30 protein-coding genes are annotated in these 26,044 nt (G+C 69.4%); 18 read left to right on the top strand and 12 right to left on the bottom strand.

The features are described from left to right. Positions 1–3: 3 nt before the first annotated feature. The 8 genes from AB0C27_RS50795 to AB0C27_RS50760 all read left to right on the top strand — a co-directional run bounded on the left by AB0C27_RS50795 (position 4) and on the right by AB0C27_RS50760 (position 8,129). Positions 4–1,491 (top strand): alpha/beta fold hydrolase, encoded by a 1,488-nt coding sequence (locus tag AB0C27_RS50795; protein ID WP_357861608.1) that lies wholly within the window; start codon positions 4–6, stop codon positions 1,489–1,491. Between the two features lie 10 nt (positions 1,492–1,501). Then, positions 1,502–2,623, top strand: coding sequence for a sensor histidine kinase (locus tag AB0C27_RS50790; protein ID WP_357861606.1), 1,122 nt, complete (start codon positions 1,502–1,504; stop codon positions 2,621–2,623). A gap of 92 nt (positions 2,624–2,715) precedes the next feature. Then, the gene (locus AB0C27_RS50785) at positions 2,716–3,375 is read left to right on the top strand and encodes a response regulator transcription factor (protein ID WP_357861604.1); all 660 of its coding nucleotides are present in this window, start codon (positions 2,716–2,718) and stop codon (positions 3,373–3,375) included. 264 nt (positions 3,376–3,639) lie between these two features. Next, positions 3,640–3,774 (top strand): hypothetical protein, encoded by a 135-nt coding sequence (locus AB0C27_RS50780; RefSeq protein ID WP_357861602.1) that lies wholly within the window; start codon positions 3,640–3,642, stop codon positions 3,772–3,774. A gap of 429 nt (positions 3,775–4,203) precedes the next feature. Continuing rightward, positions 4,204–6,090, top strand: coding sequence for a BTAD domain-containing putative transcriptional regulator (locus AB0C27_RS50775; RefSeq protein ID WP_357861600.1), 1,887 nt, complete (start codon positions 4,204–4,206; stop codon positions 6,088–6,090). Positions 6,091–6,178: 88 nt separating this feature from the next. Beyond that, positions 6,179–7,006 (top strand): tetratricopeptide repeat protein, encoded by an 828-nt coding sequence (locus AB0C27_RS50770; RefSeq protein ID WP_357861643.1) that lies wholly within the window; start codon positions 6,179–6,181, stop codon positions 7,004–7,006. A gap of 179 nt (positions 7,007–7,185) precedes the next feature. Next, on the top strand, positions 7,186–7,440 hold the full coding sequence (locus tag AB0C27_RS50765) for a hypothetical protein (protein ID WP_357861598.1): 255 nt from the start codon (positions 7,186–7,188) through the stop codon (positions 7,438–7,440). Positions 7,441–7,544: 104 nt separating this feature from the next. Next, positions 7,545–8,129: a DinB family protein gene (locus AB0C27_RS50760; RefSeq protein ID WP_357861596.1), complete on the top strand. Its 585-nt coding sequence runs from the start codon at positions 7,545–7,547 to the stop codon at positions 8,127–8,129. A gap of 42 nt (positions 8,130–8,171) precedes the next feature. On the opposite strand, the gene AB0C27_RS50755 is transcribed toward AB0C27_RS50760, so the two are convergent. The 6 genes from AB0C27_RS50755 to AB0C27_RS50730 form a co-directional block, all read right to left on the bottom strand. Next, positions 8,172–9,434 carry an MFS transporter gene (locus AB0C27_RS50755; RefSeq protein ID WP_357861595.1) on the bottom strand — a complete coding sequence of 421 codons (1,263 nt, stop codon included), beginning with the start codon at positions 9,432–9,434 and terminating at the stop codon, positions 8,172–8,174. Positions 9,435–9,704: 270 nt separating this feature from the next. After that, entirely contained in the window at positions 9,705–9,911 is a 207-nt protein-coding gene (locus AB0C27_RS50750; protein WP_357861593.1) for a hypothetical protein, read from the bottom strand. A 121-nt stretch (positions 9,912–10,032) separates the two neighbouring features. Continuing rightward, on the bottom strand, positions 10,033–10,437 hold the full coding sequence (locus AB0C27_RS50745) for a hypothetical protein (RefSeq protein WP_357861591.1): 405 nt from the start codon (positions 10,435–10,437) through the stop codon (positions 10,033–10,035). 134 nt (positions 10,438–10,571) lie between these two features. Next, positions 10,572–11,828, bottom strand: coding sequence for an MFS transporter (locus tag AB0C27_RS50740; RefSeq protein ID WP_357861589.1), 1,257 nt, complete (start codon positions 11,826–11,828; stop codon positions 10,572–10,574). Continuing rightward, a complete protein-coding gene (locus tag AB0C27_RS50735; protein ID WP_357861587.1) occupies positions 11,825–12,916 on the bottom strand; it encodes a PLP-dependent cysteine synthase family protein in 1,092 nt (363 codons plus the stop codon). Before AB0C27_RS50735 ends, AB0C27_RS50740 begins: the two co-directional genes overlap by 4 nt. A 78-nt stretch (positions 12,917–12,994) precedes the next feature. Next, complete coding sequence (locus tag AB0C27_RS50730; RefSeq protein ID WP_357861585.1) at positions 12,995–13,393, bottom strand: hypothetical protein; 399 nt, start codon at positions 13,391–13,393, stop codon at positions 12,995–12,997. A 222-nt stretch (positions 13,394–13,615) separates the two neighbouring features. Between AB0C27_RS50730 and AB0C27_RS50725 the strand changes: the two genes are divergently transcribed. The 9 genes from AB0C27_RS50725 (at position 13,616) to AB0C27_RS50685 (ending at position 20,463) form a co-directional block, all read left to right on the top strand. Beyond that, positions 13,616–14,902 carry an aminotransferase class V-fold PLP-dependent enzyme gene (locus AB0C27_RS50725; RefSeq protein ID WP_357861583.1) on the top strand — a complete coding sequence of 429 codons (1,287 nt, stop codon included), beginning with the start codon at positions 13,616–13,618 and terminating at the stop codon, positions 14,900–14,902. A 33-nt stretch (positions 14,903–14,935) separates the two neighbouring features. Next, complete coding sequence (locus AB0C27_RS50720) at positions 14,936–15,349, top strand: metalloregulator ArsR/SmtB family transcription factor (RefSeq protein ID WP_357861581.1); 414 nt, start codon at positions 14,936–14,938, stop codon at positions 15,347–15,349. Next, entirely contained in the window at positions 15,349–16,248 is a 900-nt protein-coding gene (locus AB0C27_RS50715; RefSeq protein WP_357861579.1) for a cation diffusion facilitator family transporter, read from the top strand. The genes AB0C27_RS50720 and AB0C27_RS50715 overlap by 1 nt, the downstream gene beginning before the upstream one ends. A gap of 161 nt (positions 16,249–16,409) precedes the next feature. Further along, positions 16,410–16,940: a PadR family transcriptional regulator gene (locus AB0C27_RS50710; RefSeq protein WP_357861577.1), complete on the top strand. Its 531-nt coding sequence runs from the start codon at positions 16,410–16,412 to the stop codon at positions 16,938–16,940. Between the two features lie 93 nt (positions 16,941–17,033). Next, positions 17,034–18,044 (top strand): alpha/beta fold hydrolase, encoded by a 1,011-nt coding sequence (locus AB0C27_RS50705; RefSeq protein WP_357861575.1) that lies wholly within the window; start codon positions 17,034–17,036, stop codon positions 18,042–18,044. Then, complete coding sequence (locus tag AB0C27_RS50700) at positions 18,044–18,535, top strand: nitroreductase family deazaflavin-dependent oxidoreductase (protein ID WP_357861573.1); 492 nt, start codon at positions 18,044–18,046, stop codon at positions 18,533–18,535. Before AB0C27_RS50705 ends, AB0C27_RS50700 begins: the two co-directional genes overlap by 1 nt. Positions 18,536–18,556: 21 nt before the next feature. Further along, positions 18,557–19,612 carry a hypothetical protein gene (locus tag AB0C27_RS50695; protein ID WP_357861571.1) on the top strand — a complete coding sequence of 352 codons (1,056 nt, stop codon included), beginning with the start codon at positions 18,557–18,559 and terminating at the stop codon, positions 19,610–19,612. Between the two features lie 344 nt (positions 19,613–19,956). Next, complete coding sequence (locus AB0C27_RS50690) at positions 19,957–20,148, top strand: hypothetical protein (RefSeq protein WP_357861569.1); 192 nt, start codon at positions 19,957–19,959, stop codon at positions 20,146–20,148. A 117-nt stretch (positions 20,149–20,265) separates the two neighbouring features. Next, a complete protein-coding gene (locus AB0C27_RS50685) occupies positions 20,266–20,463 on the top strand; it encodes a hypothetical protein (protein WP_357861567.1) in 198 nt (65 codons plus the stop codon). A gap of 293 nt (positions 20,464–20,756) precedes the next feature. On the opposite strand, the gene AB0C27_RS50680 is transcribed toward AB0C27_RS50685, so the two are convergent. The 5 genes from AB0C27_RS50680 to AB0C27_RS50660 all read right to left on the bottom strand — a co-directional run bounded on the left by AB0C27_RS50680 (position 20,757) and on the right by AB0C27_RS50660 (position 24,429). Beyond that, the gene (locus tag AB0C27_RS50680) at positions 20,757–21,410 is read right to left on the bottom strand and encodes a LysE family translocator (protein ID WP_357861565.1); all 654 of its coding nucleotides are present in this window, start codon (positions 21,408–21,410) and stop codon (positions 20,757–20,759) included. Between the two features lie 30 nt (positions 21,411–21,440). Beyond that, on the bottom strand, positions 21,441–22,706 hold the full coding sequence (locus AB0C27_RS50675; RefSeq protein WP_357861563.1) for a S1 family peptidase: 1,266 nt from the start codon (positions 22,704–22,706) through the stop codon (positions 21,441–21,443). Between the two features lie 307 nt (positions 22,707–23,013). After that, positions 23,014–23,169: a hypothetical protein gene (locus AB0C27_RS50670; protein ID WP_357861561.1), complete on the bottom strand. Its 156-nt coding sequence runs from the start codon at positions 23,167–23,169 to the stop codon at positions 23,014–23,016. A gap of 24 nt (positions 23,170–23,193) precedes the next feature. Next, a complete protein-coding gene (locus AB0C27_RS50665; RefSeq protein WP_357861559.1) occupies positions 23,194–23,349 on the bottom strand; it encodes a hypothetical protein in 156 nt (51 codons plus the stop codon). Positions 23,350–23,877: 528 nt separating this feature from the next. Continuing rightward, positions 23,878–24,429 (bottom strand): GtrA family protein, encoded by a 552-nt coding sequence (locus tag AB0C27_RS50660; protein WP_357861557.1) that lies wholly within the window; start codon positions 24,427–24,429, stop codon positions 23,878–23,880. 121 nt (positions 24,430–24,550) lie between these two features. Here AB0C27_RS50660 and AB0C27_RS50655 point away from each other — a divergent pair, with 121 nt between their 5' ends. Further along, on the top strand, positions 24,551–25,261 hold the full coding sequence (locus AB0C27_RS50655; RefSeq protein WP_357861555.1) for an SDR family oxidoreductase: 711 nt from the start codon (positions 24,551–24,553) through the stop codon (positions 25,259–25,261). 99 nt (positions 25,262–25,360) lie between these two features. Here AB0C27_RS50655 and AB0C27_RS50650 read toward each other — a convergent pair whose 3' ends face one another. Beyond that, complete coding sequence (locus AB0C27_RS50650) at positions 25,361–25,840, bottom strand: hypothetical protein (RefSeq protein WP_357861553.1); 480 nt, start codon at positions 25,838–25,840, stop codon at positions 25,361–25,363. Positions 25,841–26,044: the final 204 nt, after the last annotated feature.

Genomic DNA, 26,044 nt, shown 5'->3' with positions numbered 1-26,044 from the left:
TGTTTGTGGAAAGAGGAGCTTTGCGGACATCCCCCGTCGCTCTTCCGGCAAAGATATGCAGAAAGGGGGACGCGCGATCGGTACGACCCCCGCGATCCTTCCGGCATGAACATGATTGCCTCATTCGTCATCGGCGCGGTCACCGCCATCGCCCCGGTCACGACCACGCCGCTGTCGTGGCAGGACTGCGGAGACGGTCTGCAGTGCGAGCAGATCCAGGTGCCGGCCGACTGGGCCCGTGGATCAGGGCCGAAGGTCACGATCAGCCTCGCCAAGCTGCCCGCCCAGGATCAGGCCGGCAAGAAGGGCGTGGTGTTGGTCAACACCGGTGGCCCTGGCGAGCAGATAACGCTTCTCCGCCAAGGAAAGAAGTACTTCGCAGATCTGACCAAATGGTTCGACGTGGTGATTTTCGACCCGCGGGGGTTCGGCAAGTCCACTGCCATCAACTGCCCTATCCCCGCACCGTTCGCCACCGAATGGGCGTTTCCGAGCAAGTCGGCCTACGACGCGTACGCTGCGAAGAATCGCACGTTCGGGCAAGCGTGCGCCAAGGAAGCCGGGCCGCTATCGGGAAACCTCAACTCCTGGCAGATCGCACACGACATGGAGGCGATCAGAAAGGCCCTGGGCCAGGCCAAACTGACCTACGTGGGCAACTCGCACGGCACCGTGCTCGGGCAGGCCTACGCTGAGTTGTTCCCCCGCAAGGTCGGCCGGATGTACCTCGACAGCGTGTGGGACCACACCACACCCGACCTGCATGAGTGGCTTCGCCGGCGCGCCCAGGCCCTGGAAGCCAATGCCGAACGCTTCGCCGCCTGGTGTCAGAGCACCACGACCTGCGCGCTGCACGGCAAGGACCCCATGGCCGTCTGGGACAAGGTGATGGCCAAGGCCCGCCGCGAGCCCATCCCCGCGCCCGAGGCCGGTCCCGAGGTGCGCATCAGCGACACCCAGATCGCCTCCCGAGCCAACTTCACCTACGAGGCCACCTGGGAGCGCCTGGCCGCCGGACTCGCGCGGGCGCAGGCCGGTGACGCCTCGTTCTTCGCCAAGGTGGAAGGAGCGCCGGACCCCAACCTGTCGCGCGTCATCCTCTGCGCGGATCTGCCCTACCCCGGCTACGACAAGCTCAAGCAGCTGGAGACCACGCTACGTCGCGATACGCCCCACATCGGATGGCGGATGGTGTGGCCGATGGCCAACCATTGCGCGGGCCTGCCCCCGACCAGGACATACGCGCCCCATCCCATCAAGGCGCCGGGCCTGCCGTCTGTGCTCATCGCCAACGGCGAACACGACGACAACAGTCCGGCCGCCGACGGCCGCCGGCTGGCCGACCAGCTTCCCCGCGCCCGCTACCTGAAGGCTGTGGGAGGACATGCCCTCTACTTCTCCGGCCACCCGTGCGTACGCGAGCACGTGCACCGCTACCTGACCACGGGCAAGATGCCGCCGCGCGGCGCCTCCTGCGGACCGGCGAAGTAGCGTAGCCGACGTGTACGTCAGAGAGGGGTTGCTCGTGCTCGCGGCCACGGCCGTGCTCGCCGGGTTCGCCATGCTCGACGGCGGGCCGCCGCGACCCGGGCTGCCCCTCCTGGCGGGCGCCAGCCTCGCCGCAGCCCTGCCTTTGACGCTGCGCGCACGCTTCCCGCTGCCGGGAGCGCTGCTGTCGGCAGCGATAGCTTTGCTCGGCCTGGTGATACCGGGCTGGCCTGGCCGGCTGGTGACCATGGTCATGTTCGGCTCGGCGGCCTTCCACGTGCCGCGCCGCCCATGGCTGGTTATGAGCCTGTCCATAGTCTGGACCACCGGCTACGGCCTGCTCATCCCGCAGGCCTACAAGGGCCTGTCCGTGGTCACCGACCTGGTCATCATGGGCGTGGCTCCGGTCGCCGTCGGCCACGCCCTCCGGCTGCACGGTGAGCGGGTCGCGCAGGCGGCGCGGCTCGACCACGCCGAGGCCAGGCGCGCCATGGCTGAGGACCGCGCCGCACTCGCCCGCGACGTCCACGACAGCGTCGGCCACCACCTCACCGCGGTCCACATGCAGGCCACCGCCACCCGCCGTGCCCTGCGCGGCCAGGCGCCGACCGCCGACAGAGCACTGGGTACCATCGCCGAGCTGTCCTCTGCCGCGCTGAAAGAGGTACGCGCCTTGCTCGACACCCTGCGCGAGGTGCCCGCCGGCCCGGGCTTGGAAGAGATCGAGGACCTGGCCGCGCGGCTCTCCACTCCGCACCTGCGGATCTCGGTCCACCGCGTCGGCCCCGGCACTCCGCTGCCATCCGGCATGGGTCATACGGTCTACCGCGTCGTGCAGGAGGCGCTCACCAACGCCGCCCGCCATTCGGGTGCCACCAAGGTGGAGGTGCGAGTGCGGCGCAGCCGGACCGCGGTGACGATGTCGATCACAGACAACGGCTGCGGCCTTGCCGGAGCGGAGGGGCGAGGCATCAGGGGCATGCGCGAACGCGTACACCAACATGGGGGAACGTTCACGGCAGGCCCGGTCCCGCAGCACGGCTGGCTGGTGGAGGCCATCGTGCCGATCGCGAAGGGGTCGGCATCACCGAAGGGTCAGGGACAGCCCTCCAGCGCTGCGGGGAATCCGACGTGAGCGACCGGGATGACGGATGGTTCGACATCGACAGTCCGGCATCACGGTGTACATCGCATGCCGGTCCGGCCGACCTGGATGAGGAGGGCGCTGTGATCGTTCGGGTGGTGATCGCCGATGACCAACCGGCCGTACGCGAAGCACTACGCGTGACGCTGGACGGCGAGCCCGACATCGAGGTGGTCAGTGAGGCGGCCGATGGAGCCGAGGCTGTGCACCAGGCGCTGTGGCGGCGTCCTGACGTGGTGGTGATGGATCTGCGCATGCCGTATGTCGACGGGATCTCCGCGATCCGGCAACTCGCCGACGTGGAGACACCACCGAGGGTGCTCGCGCTCACCACTTTCGACACCGACGAGTACCTGTTCGGCGCGCTCCAGTCGGGCGCTGCGGGATTCCTGCTCAAGGACAGCGACCCTGAGCTGCTGCTGCAGGCGGTGCGGGCGCTACACCGCGGGCACGGGCTGGTGGACCCGCAGGTCACCACCCGGCTGATCCACCGCTTCGCGAGACTGTCGCCCGGGCCCGCCACGGACGCGCAACAACGGCTCACCACTCGTGAGCTCGAGGTACTTCGGCAACTGGCCCGAGGGCTGAGCAACGCGGAGATAGCCCAAGCCCTGACCATCGAGGAGGGGACAGCCAAGACCCACGTCGCCAGCCTCCTGCGTAAGCTCGGGCTGCCCACTCGGGTGCGCGCCGTCATCTATGCCTACGAGCACGGACTGGCCCCGCGCGACTCAGACACCTGACCCCTCAACGAGGTGCTCCTGCCGCGCATCTGCTATGCCACCCAGACGGCGTGAGCTTGTCACCTGAAGAGTGAAACCCCCGACGGCGTCGCCTACGAAGTCCCAGCTCAGGCTTGGTTTGGCGGCTCATCGCATATTTTCTAACGGCCCCCCGACTTGCCCGAATGAACGGGCTACCGGCACCCACCCCCCGCGACCGGAAGATCCTCAATGAATCGGGCCTGATCAGTACTGCCAGATGACGTTGCGACGGTGTCGCGCGGGGTGGACTTCGAGATCATCGAAAGCGTCGACGGCAAGAGGGCCATCGGTTGTGGCGTTGACCCTCTGGCGGATGGCTTCGAGCCTGAGGCGCAGGCGTTGGCGTGCCTGGCGCTCCTCGATGCCGGCCCACTCTGACACCGACTGGTCCCGCAGGGCGGCCCTGGCCCGGGAGTAGACGTCGACTTTGCGGCGGAGAGACGTCGGGAGCGGCCGGTGACCGGCCCGTCGTGCCTGTCGCAGGCATGCGGCACTGTAACGGAGATCAACTAGCGTCACTGATCGCCATGGGAGTCCCCTCAGGTCACCCCTGTCGAGAGTCGGACGATCAATGTGATGGGCAGTGCGGGACATGAGGCTCCCTGGGTAGCACCGCCAGGTATTTCCTGGCGCACTACCGGAAGCCGGTCGGTCCCGTTGATCGCTGGTGAGTCATGGCGGGACCATAGCACCGCGGACGTCGAGGTAGGCGCTCCAGCCGCTTCCTCGCAGGTCGGAGCCGGATGATCTTGTCGGGCGCGTAAGGCACGTTGACGCTCATCCGTTCCCCTGATAATCGGTGGTGGCGTGGCCTGTGTCGAAGGTTCGCCGCCCGCCTTCGAGGTGCTCGGCTCGTTGCGGGTGTGGATGGATGGCCAGGAGCGTGCGGTGTCCCAGCCGGCGGTGCGTCGGCTGCTGGGCGCGTTGCTGCTCACGCCGGGCCGGCTGGTGGATCGGGCGCGGTTGATCGCGTTTGTCTGGGGGCCGTCGGGGTGCGAGCCTGCGGCGTTGTACAGCGCTGTGTACCGGCTGCGGGAGTGGCTGAGGCCGACCGGCATCGCGATCGTGCGGGAAGGCGATGGCTACCGTATCCAGGCGCCGCCGGAGCAGGTGGACGCGTCCTGCTTCCGTCTCGCCGTCGCCGGCGCGCGCGAGGAAGCAGATCCGGATCGCCGGACGGATGTGCTGTTGGCGGCGCTCGATTTGTGGCGTGGGCCGGTGCTGGCCGCGGACCTGGAGTGGCCCCACGAGCTACCTGCGGTCGCGGAACTGCAGCAGGCCAGGATCGATAGTGCGCGGGACCTGGCGGAGGCCGCCATGGGTTGCGGGCGTGCCGCCGATGCCGTCGACCCTCTGCGGCGGCTGGCCGAGGCGCTGCCCTACGACGAGTCCATCCACACCCAGCTGATCACGCTGCTCGGGCACGCCGACCGGCGTGCCGAAGGGTTGCGCCGCTATGAGCAGATCCGGCGCCACCTGGCCGACGACCTCGGGGTGGACCCGGGCCCGGGGCTGCGCCGGGCACATCTGGCCCTGCTCGGCGACGATCTGCCGGCGCCTGGCCCGCCGCCGTCGCCGGTTTGCCTGCTGCCGGGCGACCTGCCCGACTTCACCGGCCGCCAGGCGGAGCTGGAGCGCATCACCATGGTGTTGTCGGCCGAGCCCGGCACCCTGTCCGCCCCGTCCATGGTGGCGATCTGCGGCATGCCGGGAGTCGGCAAGACCGCCCTGGCCCTGCGAGCCGGCCACCGGCTGCGCAGCCGGTTCCCGGACGGGCAGCTGTTCGCCGACCTGAGCGGGGCCGCCGACCGCCCTGCCGACGTGGCCCAGGTGCTGGGACGCTGGCTACGGGTGCTGGGCGAGCAGCCGCACGCCATCCCCGACGACCAGGCCGAGCGCGCCGAGTTGCTGCGCGTGCGGCTGACCGGTCGCCGGGTGCTGGTCGTGCTGGACAACGTCGCCGACACGGTCCAGATCCAGCCGCTGCTGCCTACCGGCCCCTCTTGCGCGGCCCTGCTGACCGGCCGGTCCGATCTGGCGGCGCTGTACGGCATGACCCGCATCAAGCTGCCCGTCATGCCGCTGCCGGAGGCGGTCGCGTTGCTGGGGCGCCTGATCGGCGGCGCCCGTACGGAGGCCGAGCCCGATCAGGTGCGGCGGCTCATCGAGGGGTGCGGCCGGCTGCCGCTGGCATTGCGGATCGCCGGGGCGCGGCTGGCCGCCCGCCCGCACTGGACTGTGGCGCGCTTGGCCGACCAGCTCGAACGGGCCCATCGTCCGCTCGATCACCTGGCCCTGGGCGCGATGGAGGTGCGTGCTGTCCTGGCCGTCGGCTACCGCGCGCTCGATGCGCCCGAGCGCCGCCTGTTCCGGCTGCTCGGCCTGCTGGAGGCGCCCGATATCGCGGCCTGGGTCGCCGCCGCGCTCCTGGACGGACCGCTGGCCGAGGCCGAGGAAGCGCTGGAGCGTCTGGCGGACGCGCAGTTACTGGATCGCGCTGCATGGACAGGCTGCACGGTGGCGGGCGCGGGAGGGCGTCGGCCTGATGGCCGACCCGCTGGGCTGGTACGACAGCGAGCGGGTCAACATCGTGGCAGCGGTCGAGCAGGCCGCGCGGATCGGAGCCGTCGAGTTGTGCTGGGATCTGGCCGGTTCGGCTGTGCCCTTGTTCGAGGCCCGTTCGCATCACGATGAGTGGCGGCAGACGCACGCCGTCGCTCTGGCGGCGGCGCTGCACGCGGGTGATGACCGGGGCGCGGCGCTGACGAGCGCGAACGAGGCAATGTTGGACAGCCACCACCGGGGCGACTATGAGCGTGCCCGCGCGAAGCTGGCCACGGCCATGAAGCTGTGCGAGCGGACCGGTAACCGAGGCGGCTGGGTTCTGGCGCACACATTGGAGGCCCGGATCGATCTGATGCAGGGCCGTTTCGATGGCGTCCTGGCCCGGTACGAGCGGACCCTGGCCCACATGCGGGAGGTGGAGGACCGCGGAGGCCAGTTCCTGTCGCTGGGCGACATCGGCGAGTTGCACCTCGTCCAGGGCCGCCCGGATCTGGCTCTGCCCGTCATGGAGCAGGCCTTCGAACTGGCCCACACCGCCCCCGTGTTCGGCCCGCACCTGCGTGCCAGGTCGCTGTGGTTCGTCGGGGAGGCCCGGCTGGCGATGGGTGACCTCGACGGTGCCGAGGACGTTCTGGCCGAGGCCCGCCGGCATGCGGAACAGGTGCGTACTCCCCGGTTGCTGGTGTTCGTGCTGCACGGCCTCGGGCTGATTCGGCTGCTTCGCGACCGCCTGCCGGAGGCCGAGCCGCTGCTGAGCCGCGCCCTCACCTTGTCCGTGGACATCGGCGAGCCGGTGGCCCAAGTGCGCGTTCTGCGGACTCTGGACAAGCTCCATCGCCGCCGAGGCGACGTCGACCGGGCCGCCCATTGCTTCACCGAGGCCTTGGCAGTGAGCCAGAGCATGCGGGCACTGCTGTGGGAGGTACGTGTGCTCAACGACTTCGCGGCCCTGCACGAGGAGACGGGCGATGTCGAGGTCGCGGCGGCCGAACGGCTCCAGGTCCAGGCCCTGATGCAGCGGAGCGACCACTACGCCGCTGGGTGAGATCCTGGTCAGTTCTTGGTGAGTCCGGCTTGCCAGCATCGTCCATGCACACCTCGACGTGCGAACGCCGGATTGGTCAGGTGAGGGCTTCGGTCGCCGGCGTACCAGCGTCGCGAGCATGTCGGCGTGCGCACGTGCGGCTTTTCGTTCCGACCGTGACGACCATCCAGGAGAGCACCATGCATCCAGACCTGTACCTGTGGGTCGAACGCGTGCGAGCCCGTGAGCTGTGGGAGGAGGCCGACCGGCAGCGCAGGGCGCGTCTGGTCGCCCGCGCGTCGGTCATCAGCGCCATCGCCGAGCGGTTCGGATGGGTGCTGGTGAGGACGGGCCTTCGGCTGGTGGACCGCCACGCCTGCGGGCCGCAAGGGTCCGGCCTCGGAAGCCCGCAGCCCGATTCCAGGCGGATCTTCCGCCGTGGCGCGGCGACGTAGGCGCCGGACCAGCACCGCGCCGCCTTCGCCCCGGCCCTCGCCTGCCTGACCGACCACGTACGGGATTTGGCGAGTGCGAGCGGCCCGTGGCAGGCTCATGCCGCATGATCGATGATTTCGCGAAAGACCACCTGCACGGCAGACTGCGGCGGGACCGCAAGGTGCTGGTCTGGAAGCTCGACGGGCTGTCCGAGTACGACGCCCGCCGGCCCCTGACGGCGACCGGGACCAACCTCCTCGGCCTGGTCAAACACGTGGCCAATGTCGAGGCCAGGTACTTCGGCGAGGTCTTCGGCCGCCCTTCCCCCGAACCGCTGCCCCGGTGGCAGGACTCCGACGGCAGCGAGTTGTGGGCGGCCGAGGACGAGACCCGTGATCAGATCATCGAGTTCTACCGGCGTACGTGGGAACACTCCGACGCGACGATCAGCGAGCTGCCCCTCGACGCCCCCGGCCATGTCCCGTGGTGGCCGGAGCCTCACAACGACACGAACCTGTTCGCCGTCCTGGTCCATGTCCTCGGCGAGTCCATCCGGCATGCCGGGCACGCCGACATCCTGCGCGAGGGCCTCGACGGCCGGACCGGGCTGCGTCCCGAGCACGACACGCGGATCGACGAGGAAGCCCGTGCGGCCTACCGCGCGAAGATCGAGCAGGCCGCCAGGACGGCCGCGCCGATCACGGCCTAGTCACAGACCCTACGCGGCCGGCCCCATCCGTCCAGGTAAGAGCTACTTGCCCGTTCTCGGGAGCACCATCCTGGACGCGTCGACCAGGAAAAGGCCGGCGACCCCGACGATCGGGAGCAGGGTGAGCTGCCAGAGGCCGGCGCCGTCCCAGCCGAGCGAGCCCACCAGGCGGGCGAACAGCAGCCCGGAGAAGGCGGCGGCGACGTAGTACGTGAGGATGAACAGCCCGGCGCCGCGCCCGACGTGGTGCGGACGGACGGCCCGCTGCATGGCCGTGCTGCAGTTGGTGAACAGGAAACCGCTGGCGAACGTGCCCATCAGGAACGACAGCAGGTACTGGGTGGGTGCCGAGGTGGCGATCTGGTACATCAGGTACGCGGTGACGCCGGTGGCGACCATGGCGAACATCAGCAGGCGGGCCTGGTTGAACCGGTCGCCGAGCCAGCCGGCCGGCAGGGCCATCATGGCGCCGAGGCCGCCCATGGACACGGCGAACGCGGCCTGGTCGGGCGCGAAGCCGAGCGCCTCACGCAGGAACGTCGGGTAGAGGCCGAGGTAGCCGTAGAAGACCAGGCCGGAGACGGCGCAGGCGATGCCGATGCCGAGCGTGTTGCGGTTGTACGGGGAGGCCGGCACGTGCTCGTACGACTCCCCGGTCGTCTCCGCGGCGGTGCCGGTGACCGCCTCGGTCATCCGGCGTGAGACCGTCGCCGCGATGAGCAGGCTCATGAGCAGGCCGGCGGCGGCGAACAGGAAGAACGGCGCCCGCCAGGTCCCCCAGCTGTCGGCCAGCCCGTTGCCGAAGAGCGGGCCGAGGAAGACGCCGAGGCCGAAGGCCACGCCGACGACGCCGGCGGCCAGCGCGCGGCGGTGGAAGAAGAACGCGCCGATCACGGCGTACAGGGCGGTGGCCTGGATGCCCTCGCCGACGCCGGAGACCAGCCGGTAGATGCTCATGTCGACGAATCCCACGGCTAGTGGGATGGCGAGGGTGCCGAGCGAGTAGATGAGCACGCTGACCACGACGATGGTCTTGCGGGAGAGCCGGTCGGCCAGGTAGCCGGCCGGCGGCCCGGCGAGGGCGAGGCCGAGGGTGAAGCCGGTGGCCAGCAGCCCGCCCTGTTCGAGGGAGAAGCCGAGCTCGTTCCGGATCTCGGGCAGGAGGGGGTAGAAGATCTGCCGGTCCATCGCGTTGAGCATGTACGAGGCGCACAGGACCGCGAAGCCGATCGCGATGGAGGCCTTCGTCAGTTGGTCGGAGTCGGAGCTCGTAGGGGCGCTCCCGCCCTCGGTGGCGCTGCTCATCAAGTGGCTCCTCTGTGGCGCAGGGGGTGAACCCTTGTCCGGCTCAGCTCTATCGGACAATCGTCCGTAGAGCGGTCGGCATTGGGTTGGCCTCAGAATGATGCGTGGTGAGGCACCTGTCAAGGGGGTGTTGGGGCTTGTGAGGGGCACAAAGGGCACTGGGGCGGACGGATGTCCGCTCAGCGGCACACCCAGGGGTGGAAGGGGCCTGACCTGGCGCCGCGCGGGAGGGAACCGGCTGGTCCCGCCCGCGCGGCCGGAGCGGCTGTGTCAGACCAGGCGGGCCGTGACCGTGATCGTCGCTCTTACCCGCGGAAGCCCCAGCACCTTGTCCGTGTCGGACGCGGTGTCCGAGTGGGTGCTGCCAAGGGCGGTGACGATGACCGCCAGTCTGGGCAGGGCGTGGTTGAGCGCGAATTGCAGGACGCGGCGGCGGCGAGGGACAGCAGCCGAGGCTTGACGGACGTGATTCTTCAAGCAGTTTCGGAACATCTTTCGGTGGCAAAGTACGCACTACTCATGTGACGTCGATTACCCGAAGTCTTTTCGCTGGAGACGCGCGACAGAATTCCGATGTCTCTCCTGGACGGCTGAGCTGTCAGGTGCGCGACAGGGGCAGGCCCTCGTGGTTGAGATAGGCCACGATGCGATACGCGCCGAGTTCGTCGCGGTGCAGCAGGTAGGAGGAGGCCAGCCGGACGGGGGCGCCGCCGCCGGTGCGGGGCGCCGTCCACGTGGTGCGTACGAGCACGTAATGGTCGTCGAGCCGCTCCGAGGTCAGCGAGTCGAGCACCGCCGGGCGGACGCCCGCCTCGGCGAACATCTTCGCCCGCCGGGGCAGGGCCTGGAGAAAGGTCTGACGGGAAACGGGCCTGGCGCCTGAGGCGTCACCGGCCAGAAACGACTCGGCGAAGCAGCCGGTCAGGGTTTCCGTGTCGATGCCGTCGCCGGCCTGGGTGAACACGTCGAAGAAGCGGTTCAGGTCGGGCTGAGTTTCCGGCATCGGGTGATCCCTTTTCGCGAGTTGTGCACGGGAAAGCATTCGGCTCGTCGGCCGGGAACGCCGATGCTAAAGACAACTCACGAATTACGCCACTCATCATAGTGCGCGGAAATCAATTCCGGATCATTATTGAGTTACGCCCTCGTATCGTCGGCAACGGCATCTCGGCTCGCGGGGGAGAGCCGCCGGCGCCGGTCCAGCCGCAGGACCGCGCCCGCGCTGATCAGCCCGGCGGCGGTCAGCAGCAGCCAGGGCAGAGCGGTCCAGCCGGAGGCGTGGGCCGCGTCGAGCATGGCGCCCGACAGCAGGTTGCCCAGCAGGATCCCGACGCCGGACAGCAGGTTGTACAGGCCGTAGTAGGTGCCGATCAGCCGATCTCCGGCCATGTCGGCGATGGTGGCCATCTCGAACGGGAACGCGGCCAGCGTGCCGGCGGTGAGCAGCACCGTGCACAGCACCACGGCCGGCATCGTCCACCCGTCCGGCAGCCGCAGAGCGGCCACGGCGGCCAGGGGCAGGAACGCGGCCCCCATGAACGCCAGCCCGCGACTGATCGCCTGGCCGCGGCTCCACCGCTTCGAGCACCAGGCGGTCAGCCGCACCTGCCCGGCGATGCCGAGCAGCGCCGAGATCACGTACAGCGCCGTCACTCCCGCCTGGCCGCCGCCGGAGCGCTGCACCTCCAGCGGCAGGGTCAGATACAGCTGGTACGACAGCGCGTACGAGGCGATCATCGCCGCCGCGAAGGAGACGAACGCCCGATCCCCGAACGCCTGCCGCCACTCGCGCAGCACCGGCGGCCTGTCGCCGGCGGGAACCCGGCGCGGCGGCAGATACAGGCCCTGCAGCACCGTCAGAATCGCGAAGATCGCCGCAGCCGACAGGCACACGGCGGCGAACCCGGCATTGAGCAGGACGATGCCGATGACCGGGCCGAGCAGGATGCCGCCCTGGTAGAAGACGTTGAAGACGGAGAACGCCGCCACCTTCCGCTCGCCCGCCGCGACGGCCAGGTACGCGCGGGCGGCCGGGTTGAACAGCGCCCCGGCGAACCCGGTCACGGCGGCGGCCACGATCAGCAGCGGCAGCGAGGTGGTCAGCCCGAACAGGGCGAACCCGGCCGTCCGCAGCGCGCACCCGGCCATGATCATCGGTTTGTAGCCGATCCGGTCGGCCATCGTGCCGCCGATCAGGAACATGCCCTGCTGGCTCAGGTTCCGCAGGCCCAGCACCAGCCCGATGGTCCAGGCCGCCAGCCCGGCGCCGGACGACAGGTGCTGGGCCAGGTAGGGCATGAGCATGTAGAAGCCGAGGTTGATGCCCGCCTGGTTGACCTGCAGGAGCTGGATGGGCCGGTCGAAGGAGCGGAACTCGCGCAGCGTGCCCCTCATCGGGTGCCCGCCAGTGGGTCGGTCACGGTGGCGCAGCGGGTCCAGCGGTGCACTTCGCGTTCGTGCGGCGCCGCCAGCACGTCCGGTTCCCGCGCCGGTACGGTGCCCAGCAGGCCGTGAGCGCGACAGTAGTCGTCGTCGAAGATGGTGTTCCAGTACCGCCACGGCCCGTCGGGGAAGATCGCGACGATGGTCTCGCCGGGAGCGGCGCGGGCGAGCCAGCGGGCCACCAGGGTGACCGCGCCGGTGCTCCAGCCGCCCGAGACGTAGTGCCGTTCAGCCAGCATGCGGCAGGCCCAGACCGCCTCGGCGGGGCTGACCCAGTGCACCTCGCTGAAGGCGGCGTAGTCGACGTTGCGCGGATGGATGCTGGAGCCGAGGCCGCGCATCAGGCGCGTCCGCGCGGGCTGGCCGAAGATGGTGGAGCCGACGGTGTCGACGCCGACCAGCCGCAGGCCGGGGAAGTGCCGGCGCAGCTCGGCGTGGAGGCCGGCGCTGTGCCCTCCGGTGCCGACCGAGCACACCAGCGTGTCGATGTGGGGGAGCCGGCCCATCAGCTCGTGCGCGAGCCCCGCGTAGGCGCCGGCGTTGTCGGGGTTGTTGTACTGGTCGGGGCAGTAGGAGCCGGGGATGCCGGCCAGCAGGTGCTGGACGCGTTCGCGGCGGGCCTGCTGCCAGCCGCCGGCCGGGTGCGGTTCGGTGACGGTCTCCACGCGGGCGCCGTACGAGGTGAGCAGCCGGCCCATCAGCGGCTCCATGCCGGGATCGCTCACGAGCACGACCGGATGGCCGAAGACGATCCCGGCCAGGGCCAGGCCGAGCCCCAGCGTTCCGCTGGTCGATTCGACGATGGTGGCGCCGGGCCGCAACTCGCCGCGGGCCCTGGCCTGACGCACCATGTGCAGGGCGGGCCGGTCCTTGATGCCGCCGGGATTGAAGCCCTCGAGTTTCGCCCAGAAACCGCCGATCCCCGATTCGGAAGCCACCGGAAGCTGAACCAGTGGCGTATTTCCGACGGTGAGGGAAAGCACGGGATATCCGAGCGAGGAAACCTCGTGCGGGCGCGCGAAAACAACCTGTTGTGACATGGAAAAGATCCCCGAGTGATACCCGCGATTCGTGCGGGGTGAGGCCGGTGATGGACGACGAAAAAGCGGTCGTCCGGCCTATATGCGCATCACACAGAGATTTCCCAGAGCATAAGCATCCCTCGCCATGGGCGGCAGCCCTGCGCGAGGCCGGGGCGGCGGAGCCGTGGCCTCCTGCACGGCCAAGGGGCCGGGTGCGGCGGCGGGGCCGATCGCCGAGCAGCCCTGTTCGGTCCCGTGCTGGTGGCCCGGTGGCAGGTTACGGTGCATGCAGGCGGCGCCGTGGGCCTCGCCCGCCGGCTCTCCGGCCCGCACGCTGTGGCCGGCGGACTCCGCCAGCTCCACCGCCGCGCACGCGCCGCCGTGGGCGAACACCACGCCGACCACCATGACGATCACGAACACCAGATGCGCCAGCAGCCGGCCGGCGCCGATATCGGCCGGACGGCTGGAACGGATCTTTCGGGTCGTGAGCATCACCGGTGATAATGCCCCCGGCGCGGCAGGACGCGCCCGGTGACGGCAAAGGTTCCAGCAAAGCTCGTTCCTGTATTCGGTCTATTAGCGGCGTCGGTCGCGAGCATGGCTTGTGCGCCCGTCCGGCGACATGTGAATGATGAGCCATCGCCGGCGCCCTTTCCATTCAAAGGTGTCGCTCGCCGATTTCCACCCCGGTCGCCTGCCCATTCCGGAGTTCTCATGATCCTGTCCAGACGATCGGTCATCGCCGGGCTCGGCGCCCTGACGGCCCTTCCCCGCGCTGCGGCCGCCGCGGCGCCGACCGTGCCCGCCGTAGTGACTCCCGGGGAACTGGCTCAGGACGAGCGCTTCTGGGCCACGGTCGCCGGCCGGTTCCAGGTGAGCCCGGACTTCGTCAACCTGGAGAACGGCTACTACGGGATCATGCCCGAGCCGGTCCGCCAGGCATACCACCGCAATGTGGACCACCTCAACGAGCGCAGCTCCCACCTACTGCGCACGTCGTACAAGCCGCGGGCCGACACGATCCGCGACCGGCTCGCCGCCCTGCTCGACGCCGGCCGGAACGAGATCGCGCTGACCCGCGGCGGCACCGAGGCCCTGCAGTGCCTGATCTCCGGCTACAACCGCCTGCGCCCCGGAGACGGCGTCATGTACGCCGACCTCGACTACCACAGCGGCCAGTACGCCATGAACTGGCTCACATCCCGCCGCGGCGTGCACGTCGTCTCCATCGTCATCCCCGAGCCCGCGACCCGCCAGGCCGTGCTGGACACCTACGAACGCGCCCTGCGCGACCACCCCACGGTGAAGCTGCTCCTGCTCAGCCACATGAACAACCGCACCGGCCTCGTCGTCCCCGTCCGCGAGATCGTCGCCATGGCCCGGCGCCGCGGCGTCGACGTGATCGTGGACGCCGCGCACTCCTGGGGCCAGCTCGACTTCACCCTCGCCGACCTCGACGCGGACTTCGCGGTGTTCTCCCTGCACAAGTGGATGGGCGTGCCGCTCGGAGCCGGGTTCCTCTACATCCGCGAGCCCCGCCTGGCCGACATCGACCTCGCCTACGCCGACGAGACCTACCCGGCCACTGACATCCGTTCCCGCGTGCACCCCGGCACCATGAACGTCGCCCCCTTCCTCACCGTGGACGCCGCCCTCGACTTCCACGACACCCTGGGCGCCCAGAACAAGCAGGCCCGCCTGCGGTTCCTGCGCGACCGCTGGGTCCACCGCCTGCGCGAGCTCGGCGGCTTCGACATCCTCACCCCGGACGAGCACGGCATGTACGGCGCCATCACCGCCTTCCGCATGCACGGCCGGACCACCGAAGCCGGCAACCTCGCCCTCGCCGACGAGCTCATGACCCGTCACCGCATCTTCACCGTCGCCCGCAAGGGCATGATCGGCGGCGATGCCGTCCGCGTCACCCCGGCCCTGTTCACCTCCGCGGCCGACGTCGACCGCCTGACGGTGGCGCTGCGGGACATCTCACGGCGCTCTTGACACGTGGATCGGATATCCCACTATCTTGCTCATATGAACAGTTCTTCAGATGAGAGGTTGTTGACGGTGGACGGCTGCACCGTCCGGGTGGTGGACGCCGACCGGGTCATCGCCGTCTCGGAACGGATGCCCTCCGCGGCGGACCTCACCGACACCGCCGACGTCTTCGGTCTGCTGTCCGACCCCAACCGGCTGCGGCTGCTGGTGGCGCTGCTGGACGGCGAGTTGTGCGTGTGCGACCTGGCGGCGGTGACCGGGCAGAGCGAGTCGGCCGTCTCCCACGCCCTTCGGCTGCTGCGCGCGCACCGCATCGTGGCCGCCCGCCGCAGCGGCCGGATGGCGTACTACCGGCTGGAGGATCCGCACGTACGGATGCTGCTCGACCTCGCGCTCGCCCACACCGAGCACACCGAGGCCATCCACCCCGAACGCGAGGGGGCCACCTGATGGGCGCCGGGCACGGGCACGGCCACGCGGCCGGCAGGCATCGGTGGCGGCTGGCGGTCTCCTTCGCCCTGATCGGCGGCTTCTTCGTGGTCGAGCTGGTCTTCGGCCTGCTGTCGGGCTCGCTGGCGCTGCTGTCGGATGCCGGGCACATGGCCGCCGACGTGGTCACCCTCGGCGCCGCGCTGGTCGCCACCAAGATCGCCACCCGCCCCGACACCACCGGCCGCCGCAGCTACGGGTCCTACCGGGCCGAGGTGTTCGCCTCGCTGCTGGCCGTCGTGCTGATGCTGGGCGTCGCGCTCTATGTCGTGGCCGAGGCCATCGGCCGCATCGGCGGCCCCGCCGAAGTGTCGTCCGGGCCGATGCTGATCGTCGGCGCCCTCGGTCTGATCGTCAACGTGATCGCGCTGCTCCTGCTGCGCGCGGGGGCCGGGGAGAGCCTCAACGTCAAGGGCGCCTACCTGGAGGTGGTGGCCGACACCGCGGGTTCCGTGGGGGTGATCGCGGCCGGCTGGCTGGTCGCGGCGACCGGGCAGGCGTTCTGGGACACCGTGATCGCCCTGGCCATCGGCGCGTTCGTCGCCGTACGGGCGATCTCGCTCGGCCGCCAGGTGTTCGCCGTGCTCGGCCAGCACGTGCCCGAGAACGTCGACGCGGCCGCGGTCGCCGCCGACCTGGCCGCCATCGAGGGCGTACGCGACGTGCACGACCTGCACCTGTGGACGCTCACCTCCGGCATGAACGTGGCCACCGCCCACCTGGTCACCGCCGACGCCGGCGATCACCACGCCGTGCTGGACCAGGCCCGCGACCTGCTGCGCCGCCGCCACGGCGTCGCCCACGCCACGCTGCAGGTCGAGCCCGCCGACCACCACGGCTGCGACGAACTGAACTGGTGACCCGCCGGCCCGCCGCGATCGCTTCGGTCGTTCCCGCCTGGCGGGCCGCGGGGGCGCCTGCCAGCTGCCTCGCCCGTCGCCTTCTCGCCTCCACGGGCACGACAGATAGCCTGTTCGGCAGGGCTTTGACGGGTGCCGGGCCCCGGCGAGTGAGGGAGACGATGTCGGCGACGCGACTGCTGGTCCTTGGCGTGGTGCGGCTGCACGGTCAGGCACACGGCTATCTGGTGGGCTCCGAACTGGAGTCGTGGGAGGCCGGGCAATGGGCAGGGCTCAGGTCGGGCTCGATCTACCACGCGCTGCGTCAGCTGGCCAAGGAAGGTCTTCTGGACACCAGCGAGGTGCACGAATGGCCGGGGCGCGTCGATTACGCCATCAACGACAAGGGCGAGGCGGAGTTCCTCGGGCTGCTCAGAAGCGCCCTAAGGGTTCCCGATCGGCGTCCGGAGCTGTTCAACGCAGCCCTTGTGCTGCTACCCGCGCTGCCCGAGGAGGAAGTGATCGCGCTGCTCAAGGAGCGGGTGCGCGCTTTGGAGGGCGAGCGGGCGCAGATCATGGTCACGGCCCAGGAGGGAAAGCGCTCAAGGAAGGTGACAGAGTTGTTCGCCCTGCGCGCGGCGCAGGCGGCGGGCGAAGCGGCATGGATCCGTGACTTGATCGGGCGGTTGGAACGCGGCGAGGAGCCGGTCTGATCGGCCGGAGACCGGTTTGACGGTACGACGGTGGATGAGTCATAGTTCGATACCCAAATTTGGTTACCCAAATTTGGGTATCGAAGGAGTCTTATGCGCATCACGACAGCGGTACTTCTGGCGCTCGTCTCGGTCCCCGTAACCTCGATCCCGGTAGCGGCGAACGCCGCCCCCGCCTGCCGGACAGTCAGCGCCAAGGTGGCGATGACCTCCAGCGGCTCCGCCGACCAGCGCATCGCCGGCACTTTGTGCCTGCCGCGCGGCCATGCCGCCACCGTTCAGCTGCTCATCCCCGGCGGCTTCTATGGCCAGGCCTACTGGCGGATGCGCGGCGACCGGCAGCGCCCCTCCTACGTGGAGACGATGACCGCCGCCGGGTACGCCACGCTGGCCATTGACCGTCTCGGTACCGGGGCGAGCTCCTACCCGCCGAGCACCCAGTTCAGGCAGGACACCCACCAGATCGTCATCCGCCGGCTCATCCGGCAGTTGCGCGAGGGCCGTCTAGGCGGGGGCCGGTTCGCCAAGGTCGTTCTGGTCGGCCACTCGCTGGGCTCGACCCTCGCCCGCACTGTGGCCGCCGCACATCCAGCGGAGGTGGACGGCGTCATCCTGACCGGCGAGTCGAGCGTGCCGAACGAGGCCGCTTTCGAGCAGATGGGCGCGGGAATCTACCGCGCCGCCGACGATCCCCGCTTCGCCGGGCGCGGGCTCGACGACGGCTACCTCACCACCCGGCCCGGCCTGCGGGCCACCTGGTTCTACCACGGGCCCAACTCCGACTCCAAGGTCATCGCCGCCGACGAGGCCACCAAGACGACGGACGTCTTCCCTCCCGGCGACTCTTACACCCCGCCCTCGATCAACAAGAACATCCAGAACCCCGTACTGATCGTCATCGGTGAGCACGACAAGCTGCTGGCTGGAGCCCGCTCCTCCGCCGCGCTGCACGCCCAGGAGGCGCCCTTCTACAGTCCTCGCGCCAAGCTGGAGACCGTCGTGGTCCCCGGCACCGGGCACGTACTCAATGGCCACCGCACCGCGCCCCGCTGGTTCGTCCAGGCACGCGAGTGGGCTGACCGGCGCGTGGGCGGAGCGGCGTGATGAGCCAAGAGCCGATCGACAGCCCGACCGGGTGGGTGGCCAGGCACGTCAAGAGCTACGCCGAGTCCGGCGGCACTCGCGGTCACCTCTTCCACGGCGCCCCTACGCTGCTGATCACGACGATCGGCCGCCGCTCAGGACTACCCCGGCGCACCGCCCTCATCTACGGCCGCGACGGCGACCGCTACCTTGTCGTCGCATCCAACGGCGGCGCCGCCGACCATCCGCTCTGGTTCCACAATCTGCTCGCGCAACCGCAGATCAAGGTGCAGGTCGGGACCGAGGTGTTCGACGCGGTGGCCCACCTGGCGGCCGAGGACGAGCGGCTCCGTCTGTGGGAGACAATGACCGGAATATGGCCGCGCTACACCGGCTACCAGCGAGAGACGTCAAGACAGATCCCGATCGTGATCATCGAGCGGGCGGGGATGCCAGACCTCAGCCTCCGCGAGATCGCCTCCCTCGGCCAGCGTCATCGTCGTTGCTACTGAGACCCCCAATAGGGTTCCGGCATGATCGAATCGCCTCCCTTCGAACTGCTCGACGGCTTGCTCGGCCGCCGTATCGACGACCCGGGCCTGATCGAACTGCACCGGACCTACCCCCTGAAGCCCCTTCCCGCGTTCACCGACCGGGGGCCATCGTCCCGACCGGCTCGGACGCGCACGGGTTCGAGCTCACCTACCAGGCGACCGCGCGTGCCCGGCTGCTATCCCTCGATCCGGGTACGGGGGCGCGGTCCGCTGCTCGGCTATCTCACCAAGGTGTGGGTCAGGGAGCAGTACCGCTTGCCGATGGGGGACGGCCTCAGCACGGCGCTGCCCGAGCCCGAAGCGCGCACGCGGGCACTGGAGAGCAGCGTTCAGGAGTACGGGAACATCGTCCACGTCCTGAGCCGCGACGAGCGCAGCACCCTGGAGGCGCGCTACCACGAGGACGGCCGCTTCATCTGGTTTCTCCTCACACTCAACGAGCGGGACGAGGACGACCCCGAACTGCTGAAGTCGGCGGAAACGGTCCTGGCCGCCGCGCCGGCACGGGAGTACCCGTCCTGGCCGGAGCCCGGTGCCGGCGAACCCTTCGCCGCGGCCCTGCGGGCGCTGCGCGACCACCAGGGCGCGCACGGGTTCGGTGAGATCGACTTCGAGGTGTCCGACCGATTCACCTTCGGCGGGCCGCACGCCTGGACCGGCAACCCCGCGGCCGAACGAGAGTTCCGCGTGTTCGGCCACAACGGCGGCGGCGGTCTCGTGGCCTTCTGGCTGGTCCACCAGGGACGTTCGATCGAGGAGCAGCCCGTCGTCTTCCTGGACGGCGAGGGCGCCATGGGGCCGGTCGCGGCGGACCTGTGTGACCTGCTCCACCTGCTCGCGGGTGGCATCGGACCCTACGAGGCCATCACGTTCGGCCCCTTTTACTGGGACGCCGACCCACAGCCCACGATCGCCCGCATTGCCGAGGAGCACCTCGGACGGCGCGGAGCGCGTACACCTCAGGAGATCATCGACGACGCGGACAACGAGTACTCCGACCTCATGGACCGCGTCGACGCGCTCAGCGGGTACTGAGGTCCGAGCGCGTGTGCGGCTCGCCGATCGAGGATCTTGGGCCTTGCCCCACTCCGGCGAACCCGGGGCGCCGGGATCGCTCATGTCAGAAGCCTCGTGGAGGCCGTATTCCATCCCCTGGCCCCAGACGCTCCGGCGGGCTGATCTTCGTCCGAGAGAAGGAAGAACGATGACCCGCTCAAAACGGTCACCGTCGGCGTCGCTGTCGCGGTGGCGAGCGTCATTCTCGCGCAACCGGCCTTGGCGGCGAGTTTTCAACGGGATGTCGGAGACGGGATCGTCCGCTACGCCGACCCTGCCAACGAGTTGTGTGTCCGGGCCGATGACACCACAGGGACAGCGGGTTGGAGGTGACCCTGACCCGCCCGGGTGCGATCGGAAAGCCCATCGTCATCAGAGACGACAACATCCGACACCCCGGCGCCACCTGCGCGGTGCTCCCCGCCTTCGACAACGTCACCTCCCGGGCCGTCCACGAGAGCTACTGGAGCGGGCGAGACACCGTCCTGCGCGGGACGTTCACCTTCCAGATCTGACGCTCACGCAGGGCCCCCGCACCATCCATCGCTGCTCTTCGTCGTGATCCGCCACGAGGCGATACCTCGCACATCTCCCCCCCGCCGGCCACGCGCAAGCAGGTCCTCTGGGTTCACATGGACGGAACCACCGGGCACAGCGCTTGGAAGTCGGACAGCAACGGCTGCGGCACCGACGGCACCAACTTCGGAACCATCACCCTTACCAGCACCAAGCGCATGAGGAGCGCCTACCTATCGCTGCGTGTCTACGCCCGATCAGGCGGAATCCGGGCTATCCACATCAGCCGGGAGGTAGATAACGAGTTCACCTGAGCCGATGGGGCCCGCGGCATGCTCAAGGGTGCCGCCGGCCTGGACGCCTACCTCTGCACGCGCGAACCCTGAGGCCGAGCCACGTCCACCACGGGAACTGGCGTGGCCACGGAAGGAAGCCAGGCCCGAGTGCCGGGGCATTTCGGCACTCAGCCTCCTCGAAGGCCGCTGGGGCCGGCGGCTGCTGCACGCGGCCACCGACCCCGGCCTGACCACCCACGGTTGGCGATGGCCACTGGAAGCGCGGGATTCTTCACGAAGATGGGGATGGCCGCGTAGCCAGCGCCCGGGCCTTAGTCGCCGAGCGCGAGCCGGATTCCGAAGGCGGCGATCACGGTCCCGGCGACCCGGTCCAGCAGCCGCCTGGCCCGTTCCGTACGGAGCCATCCGCGCAGTCCGCGGGCGAAGGCGACCAGAGCCGTCGACCAGAGCAGCCCGAGCGCGACGTGCACCGAGGCGAGCAGGATCCCCATCGCCAGGTGGCTGGTCTGTGCCGGGATGAACTGCGGCAGCACGGCGACGTAGAAGACGCCCACCTTCGGATTGAGCAGGTTCGTCGTCAGGCCCTGCCGGAAGCCGCGGAACATCGTGTCGCTTCCCGAGGTGACCGGGTGCCCGTCCGCAAGGGTCGTCGGCTCTCCGTCCGCCGCCTTCCTGCGGAAGGTGCCGGCCAGCATCCGGGCGCCCATCCAGACCAGGTACGCCGCGCCGGCCCAGCGCAGCGCCTCGTACGCGATGTGCGAGGCGGTGAGCAGGGCCGTCACGCCAAGCGAGGTGAGCGCACCCCACATCAGGGTGCCGGTCTGGATCCCCAGGACCACGCCCCACGCACTGCGGTGGCGTCCGAGGGCCGCGGTCCGGAGGATCAGGGCGGTGTCCAGCCCCGGGGTGAGGGTGAGAAGGCCGACAATGAGCGCGAATTGCCATATGGAGGTGGTAACTGCCACGGCAGGCAGCCTACCCGGGGGCCGGCGGTGTCACGCGTACAGCAGAGAGACGTCGATGCTGGAGATGTAGTTGATCGCCATGTAGACGGCCCAGTTGCAGCCGGCGGTCGAGGTTCCGGTGGACGACTGGCCCTTGTAGATGCCGTAGGCCCTGTTGGCGTTGAACCAGGGGCCCCCGCTGTCACCCGGGTAGCACTTCAGGTTGGCACCGGACACCCGGATCCAGGTGGCCGCGCAGGTGGGGCCGTCGCAGGCGTTGCGCCAGGTCGGGCGGTAGGAGATGGTGCTGACCCGGCCACAGCTGTAGCCGGTGGACTTCCCCCGGTGACAGACGTAGTCGCCGTTCTGGCCGCTCCGCACCACGCGCCCGGTGACCGGCCGCGTCGCCTCGGTGCTGGCGGCATGGAACCTCGCGTAGGCGACCATGTTGGGACGGGTGTGCCACTGCACGTCGCTGGTGGCGTTGCGTTCCTGCCTCCGGAAGGAGGTCGTCACCCAGGTGCTGGAACCGTAGAGGCGGTACCGCTGCGTGTTGCCGCAGTGCCCGGCGGTGAGGATGCCTTTCTCACCTGCGCCGTTCCTGACGGAGAATCCGCTGGTGCACGTGTCCATCCGCAGTCCGCCCCGCTGGCCGTCCTCGGCGGACTGGGGCGTGAGCCTGATCTCGGCGGAGCGGATCTCCGCGGGCAGGGAGGCGGGCAGCGTCGCCCGCAGCGAGGTGATCACCTCCTCCCGCGAGCGGTCGCCGGTGGCCGCGCCGACCATGTCCAGCACGAATCGCTCGTTGGTCGAGTCGTAGAAGACGCCGTCGACCGCGCCGTGCGTGTCGAGGGTGTTCCCCGTCGAGTCGATGATCTTCTCGGCTTGGGCGAGGCTGTATCGCGCACCCGCTTGGAGGGTGACCCCCGGCACGCCCTTCACGATCTGCGCGGCCTGCTCGGGGACCGTGTCACCGGTGAAACGGACGCGCAGGCCGAAGTCGCCCTCGTGTTCGACCGTCGATCCGGCGAACGTGTCGGGATGGGCCGCTTCGATCTCCTCCACCAGGGCGCCGAAGTCGTTCTGCGCCGTGAGCCTGGCACGCGCCTGCTCTGTCGTGACCCCGAACTCCTTGGCGTAGGACTCGGCGTCCACGGCGAGACCGTCCTCGGTCCCACCGGCCTCGGGGTCGGGGTCCCCGGGGTCGTCGTCGACCACGGCGACGGACGCCGCCTGCACCGGGACCGGCGCCAGTAGTCCGCCCATGGATAAGAGGAGTACGGCCAGCACTCCCGGCACCCGCTTGCTGATCCCCATCTTCGTCCCTTCCTCGTCCGCCTGTCATGGTGATCATCGGCGGGCTGGATTAATGATCGTTCCACGCGTCGGCAGCAGCGTGGAATACGTCGGGAATACGCCCGGTCTATCCGGCATCGAGAGATGACTTCGGGCGGAGCCCCTTTGCCGGGGGCGCCTGTCTTTGCAGTGATGCTGAAGGAGTCGGGGGGTAACGGCGATCAGCGGCCAGATGCGCCGGCAACCCAGCTGATCGTCAGATTGCACGATCGCCCTGGACGCCTCATCACGGACCGCTAACAGGCGAAGAAGCCCCAGGTCGCTACCGCTAATTTCGGCACTCAGCCTCCTCGAAGGCCCAGCCGTACGTCATCGGCAGCCAGTTGAAGTCGTGATCCGGTCCGACGAGGTCGGCCAGCTCGATCAGCTTCATCAGCTCCACCACCGCGGCGAGCGGCTTGGCCACGCGCCACGCGTTCCGCATCCGTTCCTGAGGGACGGTGCCGGATCAGGCGGCGAAGCAGGCGTCGAGGTGGCCGGCGGCCCGCCAGATGTCGTCGCGGGCCAGGATCGACCGTACGCCGTCCGCCACCGCGACCGGAGTGAGCGGGACGCACCCCACGGCGATCAGCTCGTCGACGCGGTCGATGGTCGCCTTCTGCACCGTGACCAGCCGGGTCAGGCACGCGCGCCGCCGCCGCGGCGGACATGCTCCAGTGCTTGACCTGACGGCTCGGACCGAGACGTACGAGACCGGCGGCCCTGATCTCTTTGTCGATGTAGGACTCGGCCCGCTCGAACCAGCCTGCCGTGAACCAGCCGGAGACGGGCGGCCGGGATCGCGCCGCCCGGCGGTCGAGGAACGGGCTCTGCCCGCTCACCGCATCGTGCCCGAGCCAGGCGAACCCCTCGGCGCAGACCGGCCGTGCCCCGCCCGCCGCCGGCAGCACCGCCGTCGTGAAGTCCAACGGCTCCAGGGGCACCGTGGCGAGCCCGAGTTCGCGGCGAACGCGATCGGTCAGCTCGCTGTCCATCGGCGGCCACCTGGCGTCGAACCGCATCCGCGGCAGCGCCGGTGTGCCGCCGGCCAGGTCGCACAGCACGGAGCCCTCCTGGTCGAGGATGGCCAGCACGGCTTCCACCGGAGTCGCTCGCCCAAGATCGATGGGCCCCTGCGGCGGCGTTCAGGCCGTCAGGCGGCCTCGTGGGTGGGATCGGGCTCGGGTGCCACGCGTAGGTGGCCGGGCCGGGGACGGGCCTGTTCGTCGGGGAAGACCCATCTGCGCAGCGCCCAGAAGCGGAAGACCATGGCGATCAGGGTGCCGATGACCTGGGCGCTCATGAAGTCGGCGATCTCCTGGGTGAGCAGGCTCACCGCCGGGGTGTCCAGGCCGAAGACGTACCGGGAGATCCAGAGTGGCGCGGAGCTGAGCACCAGGCCGATGGCGCTGACCAGGAAGAACAGCGCCGCCTCGTGTCGGCGCTCGCGGCCGCCCCTGGTCCGGAACGACCATTCGCGGTTGAGGACGTAGGACACGATCGTCGCCACGAGCACCGCGATGATCTTCGCGGTCACCGGCTTCGGCTCCAGGAAGGTCAGCTTGAGCCCGTAGAACACCGCGTTGTCCACTAAGAAGGTGGTTCCGCCCACCACGGCGAACTTGAGCAGTTCGCGGTGCTTCAGTACGAATGCGCGCAGCGGTTGCGGTGATCTGGCGAGGAGCGCCTTTGCTATTCGGAGCACCCTCGATCTTCTCACCGCTCGAACACTCCGCCGACCGCCACGGTCAGTGTAAGACCCTTGAGCATGACTTGCGTCACATCGCTTGCCTCTGACGTCAATGTCAGGTTCTACGGTGGCGAGCATGCAGATCAACGGAGCACATGTGCTGGTCACCGGAGCCAATCGTGGCTTGGGCCGGCAGTTCGTTCTTTCCCTTCTTGAGCGCGGCGCCGGCAAGGTGTACGCGAGCGCGCGCCGCCCCGAGCTCGTCGACGTGCCGGGAGCCGTGCCGTTGCGACTCGACATCACCGACCCTGACTCCATCGCCGAGGCGGCGGCAGCGACGCAGGACGTCAAGATCGTCATCAACAACGCCGGCATCTCCACCGGGGCGAACCTGGTCACCGGGGACCTGGATCTGGTCCGCCGCGAGATGGACACCCACTTCTACGGCACCCTCAACGTGATCCGCGCCTTCGCGCCCCAGCTGGCCGACGGCGCGATCATCAACGTGCTGTCCGCGGTCTCGTGGCTCGCCGTCGACGGCGGGGGCGCCTACCACGCCGCCAAGGCCGCCGAGTGGGCGCTCACCAACAACGCCCGCCTGGAACTGGCCGGTCAGCGCACCCTGGTGACCGCCCTGCACCTGGGCGCCGCCGACACCGACATGATGGCCTGGTACACCGGCGACAAGACCGCCCCTGAAGTGATCGTCAAGGCCGCCCTCGACGGCGTCGAGGAGCACCGGACCGAGATCCTGGCCGACGAGTGGAGCCGTCAGGTGAAGGCCTGGCTCGCGGAGGACTCCGACGTCATGTACAGCAAGGCCGCCGCCGCCCTCTCCACCGCCTGACCGTTCCACCTGCGGCTCCGCCCTCACGAACGCCGCACCGGCGGCAGCCACGTTCCGCCGCCGGTGCGGGGTGAGCCGGCCCGCGTCATCGGTCTCCGGTCAGTTGAAGCAGTCCTGCGCGTGCAGCGCCATGCCGTACTCGCTGACCTTGCCGCGCGTGACGGTGAAGTTGTAGTACGCCTTCTTGTTGCCGGGGACCGTGGTCACGTAGAAGCCGTGGAAGTCCTTCTTGATGCGCGGGTACGCGGCCTTCAACTGCTTGGTCGTGGAGCCGATCGTGATGCCCTGCGGGGTCTTCATCCCCTTCGCGGCATAGATGGCGGCCACGCCCACGCGCGGCGAGATGTAGACGCCCACCGAGTTCTTCGGCGTCGCGTGCTTCTTCAGGTCCCAGCCGGAGCAGCCCCCGCCGCCCGGTGCCTTCTGGACCACGTCCCCGGTGGCCCTGGCCTGCTTGACGGTCATCCCGAGTTTGACGGCCCCGTAACCGTACGGCCCCAGCGTCGGCTTCGCCTGGGCGACCGCCGTACCGGCTCCGGAGACCAGCAGCGAGCCGGCGAGGAGCGATGCCCCGATCATCGTCTTCATCATGCCTGCTTTGACGCCAAGGCACCGGTAAAGGTTCTGAGTCACGATCATCCATTTGATCCTCATTAGCCCCTTGCGTCAGCCAGCGCTCGCCGCCAGCCGTTCGCTGTCATAAACGCTTGTCATGGGCTGAACAGCTCCACACTCGGCACCGGCTCTGCGAACGATCATGCCGCAGAGCCTCCTGTCCGGTAA

The organism is Nonomuraea sp. NPDC048882, assembly GCF_040649755.1.
In the GTDB taxonomy this organism is placed as follows: domain Bacteria; phylum Actinomycetota; class Actinomycetes; order Streptosporangiales; family Streptosporangiaceae; genus Nonomuraea; species Nonomuraea maheshkhaliensis.
This window is presented reverse-complemented; position numbering and strand designations above follow the sequence as displayed.

Bases quoted from the DNA above. Each gene is read 5' to 3' on its own strand.
- AB0C27_RS50765 (WP_357861598.1), top strand. From the start codon at position 7,186: ATGCATCCAGACCTGTACCTGTGGGTCGAACGCGTGCGAGCCCGTGAG.
- AB0C27_RS50670 (WP_357861561.1), bottom strand. From the start codon at position 23,169: ATGCGGAACGCGTGGCGCGTGGCCAAGCCGCTCGCCGCGGTGGTGGAG.
- AB0C27_RS50705 (WP_357861575.1), top strand. From the start codon at position 17,034: ATGCGCATCACGACAGCGGTACTTCTGGCGCTCGTCTCGGTCCCCGTA.
- AB0C27_RS50695 (WP_357861571.1), top strand. From the start codon at position 18,557: ATGATCGAATCGCCTCCCTTCGAACTGCTCGACGGCTTGCTCGGCCGC.
- AB0C27_RS50715 (WP_357861579.1), top strand. From the start codon at position 15,349: ATGGGCGCCGGGCACGGGCACGGCCACGCGGCCGGCAGGCATCGGTGG.
- AB0C27_RS50655 (WP_357861555.1), top strand. From the start codon at position 24,551: ATGCAGATCAACGGAGCACATGTGCTGGTCACCGGAGCCAATCGTGGC.
- AB0C27_RS50725 (WP_357861583.1), top strand. From the start codon at position 13,616: ATGATCCTGTCCAGACGATCGGTCATCGCCGGGCTCGGCGCCCTGACG.
- AB0C27_RS50770 (WP_357861643.1), top strand. From the start codon at position 6,179: ATGTTGGACAGCCACCACCGGGGCGACTATGAGCGTGCCCGCGCGAAG.
- AB0C27_RS50675 (WP_357861563.1), bottom strand. From the start codon at position 22,706: ATGGGGATCAGCAAGCGGGTGCCGGGAGTGCTGGCCGTACTCCTCTTA.
- AB0C27_RS50650 (WP_357861553.1), bottom strand. From the start codon at position 25,840: ATGATCGGGGCATCGCTCCTCGCCGGCTCGCTGCTGGTCTCCGGAGCC.
- AB0C27_RS50710 (WP_357861577.1), top strand. From the start codon at position 16,410: ATGTCGGCGACGCGACTGCTGGTCCTTGGCGTGGTGCGGCTGCACGGT.
- AB0C27_RS50735 (WP_357861587.1), bottom strand. From the start codon at position 12,916: ATGTCACAACAGGTTGTTTTCGCGCGCCCGCACGAGGTTTCCTCGCTC.
- AB0C27_RS50700 (WP_357861573.1), top strand. From the start codon at position 18,044: ATGAGCCAAGAGCCGATCGACAGCCCGACCGGGTGGGTGGCCAGGCAC.
- AB0C27_RS50760 (WP_357861596.1), top strand. From the start codon at position 7,545: ATGATCGATGATTTCGCGAAAGACCACCTGCACGGCAGACTGCGGCGG.
- AB0C27_RS50730 (WP_357861585.1), bottom strand. From the start codon at position 13,393: ATGCTCACGACCCGAAAGATCCGTTCCAGCCGTCCGGCCGATATCGGC.
- AB0C27_RS50740 (WP_357861589.1), bottom strand. From the start codon at position 11,828: ATGAGGGGCACGCTGCGCGAGTTCCGCTCCTTCGACCGGCCCATCCAG.
- AB0C27_RS50720 (WP_357861581.1), top strand. From the start codon at position 14,936: ATGAACAGTTCTTCAGATGAGAGGTTGTTGACGGTGGACGGCTGCACC.
- AB0C27_RS50755 (WP_357861595.1), bottom strand. From the start codon at position 9,434: ATGAGCAGCGCCACCGAGGGCGGGAGCGCCCCTACGAGCTCCGACTCC.
- AB0C27_RS50685 (WP_357861567.1), top strand. From the start codon at position 20,266: ATGGACGGAACCACCGGGCACAGCGCTTGGAAGTCGGACAGCAACGGC.
- AB0C27_RS50745 (WP_357861591.1), bottom strand. From the start codon at position 10,437: ATGCCGGAAACTCAGCCCGACCTGAACCGCTTCTTCGACGTGTTCACC.